The sequence below is a fragment of the uncultured Anaerotruncus sp. genome (assembly GCF_902490045.1).
GTDB lineage: Bacteria > Bacillota > Clostridia > Oscillospirales > Ruminococcaceae > Anaerotruncus.
On record NZ_CABUCJ010000175.1, the window covers coordinates 1 to 3,457 of the forward strand.

Genomic DNA, 3,457 nt, shown 5'->3' on the forward strand with positions numbered 1-3,457 from the left:
CGGGATTTCACCCGCCGTCCCCGGCGCGCGGGTGAAGGTGAGCTCCCCGGCGGCGTGCGCGGCGGGCTTGCGGGAAATCCCCCGCAGCGCGGCGAGGGCGTCGAGCGCCCCGCCGTCAGCCGTCAGCGGGTCCATCTGCCGTGCGGCCTCGTCGAGCCGCGCGGAAAAACCGGCGAGCTCGCCGGCCAGCGCGTGGAAGCGCAGCGCGATGTCCGACGCCTCGTCGGGGACAAAGCCGGAGAGCGCGCTGTACCGCGCGACCATCGCGCGGTAAAAATCCTGTTCGTTCATACGTCCACCTCCAGTTGATAGTCCCGCCCCGCCAGCGCGAGGGTGATCCGCACCGTCAGCCGCCGCGCGCCGGGTTCCCACGCGCACGCCGCCGACCGCACCTCAAGCTGCGGCAGGGGAGCGAGCGCCAGACGCGCCGCGGCGAGCGCCCGCGCGTCGCGCGCCGCGGCGGGGCCGTCCGCGTCGAGACGGTGCAGCGCACTGCCAAAGCCGGGGTCGTGGGGCAGGCTCCCCCGCTTCACCGCGAGCCGGATGGCGGCGCGCTGCAAAAGCTCCCGTTCGCCGCCGACCATGACGGGGCTCCCGAGATGGTCGCAGAGGTGCCCGCCGTCGATGAGCAAAGCGTCCATCATGCGCCCTCCTTTTCTACAGGTAGTCGCGGTCGACGAGCGTGAGCTCGGTCGACGCGCCGGAGGCGGCAAGCCGGTGCCGCACCTGGTGCACCAGCAGCCCCTCAAAGGTTTCATATCCGCCCGATACGGTCACGGTGTCGCGGACCGCGGCGTCGAGCAGCCCGGGGCAGGTGACGGAGACCACCCGCTTGCCGAGCATCGAGCGGCGGATGCGGAGCATCGCGTCGATCTGGCCGCCCGTCGGGGTCAGCGTGTATTCGACCGACGGGATGAGGTACCGCTTTCGCACGAGCCCGAGCGCGGAGGCCTCGGGGTTGTTGTAGGCGTAGCTGTACGCGCCGTCGTCGTCGCGGATGACGAACCGGGTGATGGGGGAGTAGCGGTTGTCGGTGATTTTGAGGCTGGTGAACCGCTGGGCCCCCGCGTCCCGGTTGGAGATAAGGTGAAAATTCCCCTCGCCGGGGTTCATCAGGCAGACGACGCGTCCCGCGTCGTCGATGCGGGCGATTCCCTGGCTGCCGTTGCGGAAGAAGTTGGAAAGCGCCTCCCATTCGCTCGTCCCCTTGAGGATCTGGTACTGATTGAAGAAGACGTCGAAGTCGGTGATCAGGGTGGAGAAGCCGTAGGGCCGGATGTGCTCGTCGAACAGCTCGGTGAGGGAAAGCCCGGTGGTGTAGGTCTGCGGCAGGGCCTCGTTGTCGAGCAGCACAGCGCCGGCGCTGCGGGCGATCAGCTTAAGACGCCTCCCGCCCGCGTCCTCCGTGACCGCCGCCTCGTCGACGCCGCCGGAGAAGAGCGTCCGTTCCCCGGCCAGGACCTCGACGGAACGCAGGTCGCCGCAGGCGCGCGCGCAGGGGAAGATTCCCTCGAACGAGTGCGCGGGCGAATCGAGCGATTTGACGATCTCCCATTCAAGCGGCGCGGGCAGCGAAAAGGCGTTTCCCGCCGAATCCCGCACGGTGCAGGAGCGTTCGCCGGTCAGCTCGGTCATGCGCCCTCCCCCCTCTGCGCGGCGCGCTCGACGAATTCGAGCGCGTAGGTGAGCACCCGCCCGTCCCCCTGCGCCGTGTAGGCGAAGCGGGAGACGGCGGCCTCAAAGCTGCCGCCCGCGGGCAGGTAGAGGCGGGCGAACCCGCCGCCCGTGCAGGCCGCGGAGATTTCCGCGAGCTTTGCGGCCGCGCCCTCGGGCGTGGCGGCGAAGACCTCCCCCTCGCATCTCGCGACGCGGCAGCGGGGGCCGAGCTCCTGCACCGCCGCGCCGCAGCCGGGGAAGACCTGCGACGCGAGGATCCCGGCATAGCTCAGCTCAATCCGCCGGGGATTGTGCGGGAAGACGAACGCCCCATACTGCATCCTGCTCATGAGAAGTCCTCCATTTCATTGGTGATCGGGTGCGGGTAACGCCGGGCCTGGGTCTTGAGGCGGTCGTTGAGCTGTCCGAGCAGGCCGCCCTCCCCCTCGCCGGAGATTCGCCACTGCACCGGGGCGGGGGCGGCGTACTCAAATCCCGCGGCCTCATAGTCGGGCGGGGCGGGCGAGTAGGCGGCCTGCCCGGTGGAAAGCTCGGCCCCCACCGGCCGCGCGGTGTCCAGATAGCGGTCCCACACCATCGGAACATCCATCTTGGCGGGATAGCTGACCGCCGCGCGGGTTTTTGTGTAGTCGGAGTAGACCTTCAGGTTTTCGGCCAGCTCGGCGTCGAGGTTCAGCATGGGAATTCCTCCTCGGGAAAGCTCTCGTTGAAGGAAGCTTCCTCCCGGAAGCCGACGTCCTCCTCCGTCCCGTCGAAGGGCAGGTCCCCCTGCGCCCAGTAGAGTCGGCAGAGCCCGGCGATCTGCCCGAGGGTATAGCGGCGCAGCGCCCCTGCGGGGGTGCGCAGCCGGTCGGGCCCGTCGAGCGTTTGGCAGAGCAGCACGCAGTTGTAGGCGAGCGCGTAGGCCTCCTCGCCGCCCAGCCCCCGCTTTCCGAGCAGGGGCATCATCGCGCAGGCGCGCTGGCGGTGGGAGAGGCGCTGGGCGGCGGTCTGCCCGCGGAAATGGACGCCGCGCCCCTCAAAGGAAACGGTAAACCGCTCGGCGCCGCGCCTCATGGCCGCACCTCCATGCGCGAGCGCGCCACGAGGGTGAGGCTCTCGTAGACGAGGTCGCCCAGCGGGGCGTCCTCGCCGATTGCCGACCACTGGCACCCGGAGTAGATGATCTTGCCGTCCGGGCGCACGATGACGACGTTGAAGTCGTCGAGGGAAAAGAAGTCCACGTCGGAGGCGGGGGAGACGACCACCCGCACGAGCTCAAGCACGTGGCGGACGCGTCCGCCCACGGTGCCCACCGGCTCCGTCGAACCAAACGCCTCGACATAGCGACTTTCGCGGGTGGTCTTGGCCTTGTAGCTCTGCGCCGTGGCCAGCCGGCGGCCGTCGACCTCAATGTAGATATCCTTGCTTGTCGGGAAACTGATGAATGCCATCTTGTCCTCCTTCCGCTCTAGACCACGATGTCGGCCGCGATCACGATCTGGTTGATCTCGGGCGCGACCCGCAGCGACAGCGTCGCCACGCAGACGGACGCGTCGTCCGGGTGGGCGGCGACACGGGGCGGCCGGTAGCTGTCGATCACGCCGAGCGCGCGTTCCCGCTCGAGCTCGACGGTGATCTGGGAGGCGATGCTCTCCCGCGTGACGGCGTTGTTTTTTAGTCCGCGCAGCCGCGCGCGGACGGCGCGGCGCACCGCGCCGACCACCTCGTCCACCGCGAGCACGGTGGACAGGGCGGAAAAGGTGCCGTCGGGCAGCCCGTTCACCGTGCGGCTCGTGGT

General features: G+C 69.5%; 7 protein-coding genes and 1 pseudogene. All 8 read right to left on the bottom strand.

Annotated elements, in window-relative coordinates; genetic code table 11:
• Positions 1-291: baseplate J/gp47 family protein (locus RDM88_RS12250; RefSeq protein WP_308755108.1), on the bottom strand; the 291-nt coding region annotated here is incomplete at its 3' end.
• Positions 288-641, bottom strand: a complete 354-nt coding sequence (locus RDM88_RS12255) for a hypothetical protein (protein ID WP_308755109.1) — start codon at positions 639-641, stop codon at positions 288-290. The genes RDM88_RS12250 and RDM88_RS12255, both read right to left, overlap by 4 nt.
• A gap of 16 nt (positions 642-657) precedes the next feature.
• The gene (locus tag RDM88_RS12260; RefSeq protein WP_308755110.1) at positions 658-1,635 is read right to left on the bottom strand and encodes a hypothetical protein; all 978 of its coding nucleotides are present in this window, start codon (positions 1,633-1,635) and stop codon (positions 658-660) included.
• The gene (locus RDM88_RS12265; RefSeq protein WP_308755111.1) at positions 1,632-2,006 is read right to left on the bottom strand and encodes a hypothetical protein; all 375 of its coding nucleotides are present in this window, start codon (positions 2,004-2,006) and stop codon (positions 1,632-1,634) included. The genes RDM88_RS12260 and RDM88_RS12265 overlap by 4 nt, the downstream gene beginning before the upstream one ends.
• Positions 2,003-2,356 carry a hypothetical protein gene (locus RDM88_RS12270; protein WP_308755112.1) on the bottom strand — a complete coding sequence of 118 codons (354 nt, stop codon included), beginning with the start codon at positions 2,354-2,356 and terminating at the stop codon, positions 2,003-2,005. Before RDM88_RS12270 ends, RDM88_RS12265 begins: the two co-directional genes overlap by 4 nt.
• On the bottom strand, positions 2,350-2,733 hold the full coding sequence (locus RDM88_RS12275) for a hypothetical protein (protein WP_308755113.1): 384 nt from the start codon (positions 2,731-2,733) through the stop codon (positions 2,350-2,352). Before RDM88_RS12275 ends, RDM88_RS12270 begins: the two co-directional genes overlap by 7 nt.
• Positions 2,730-3,110, bottom strand: a complete 381-nt coding sequence (locus RDM88_RS12280; protein WP_308755114.1) for a hypothetical protein — start codon at positions 3,108-3,110, stop codon at positions 2,730-2,732. The genes RDM88_RS12275 and RDM88_RS12280 overlap by 4 nt, the downstream gene beginning before the upstream one ends.
• 17 nt (positions 3,111-3,127) lie before the next feature.
• Positions 3,128-3,457 (bottom strand): annotated as a pseudogene (locus RDM88_RS12285) (hypothetical protein); the annotation flags it as partial.

Bases quoted from the DNA above. Each gene is read 5' to 3' on its own strand.
- RDM88_RS12255 (WP_308755109.1), bottom strand. From the start codon at position 641: ATGGACGCTTTGCTCATCGACGGCGGGCACCTCTGCGACCATCTCGGG.
- RDM88_RS12260 (WP_308755110.1), bottom strand. From the start codon at position 1,635: ATGACCGAGCTGACCGGCGAACGCTCCTGCACCGTGCGGGATTCGGCG.
- RDM88_RS12265 (WP_308755111.1), bottom strand. From the start codon at position 2,006: ATGAGCAGGATGCAGTATGGGGCGTTCGTCTTCCCGCACAATCCCCGG.
- RDM88_RS12270 (WP_308755112.1), bottom strand. From the start codon at position 2,356: ATGCTGAACCTCGACGCCGAGCTGGCCGAAAACCTGAAGGTCTACTCC.
- RDM88_RS12275 (WP_308755113.1), bottom strand. From the start codon at position 2,733: ATGAGGCGCGGCGCCGAGCGGTTTACCGTTTCCTTTGAGGGGCGCGGC.
- RDM88_RS12280 (WP_308755114.1), bottom strand. From the start codon at position 3,110: ATGGCATTCATCAGTTTCCCGACAAGCAAGGATATCTACATTGAGGTC.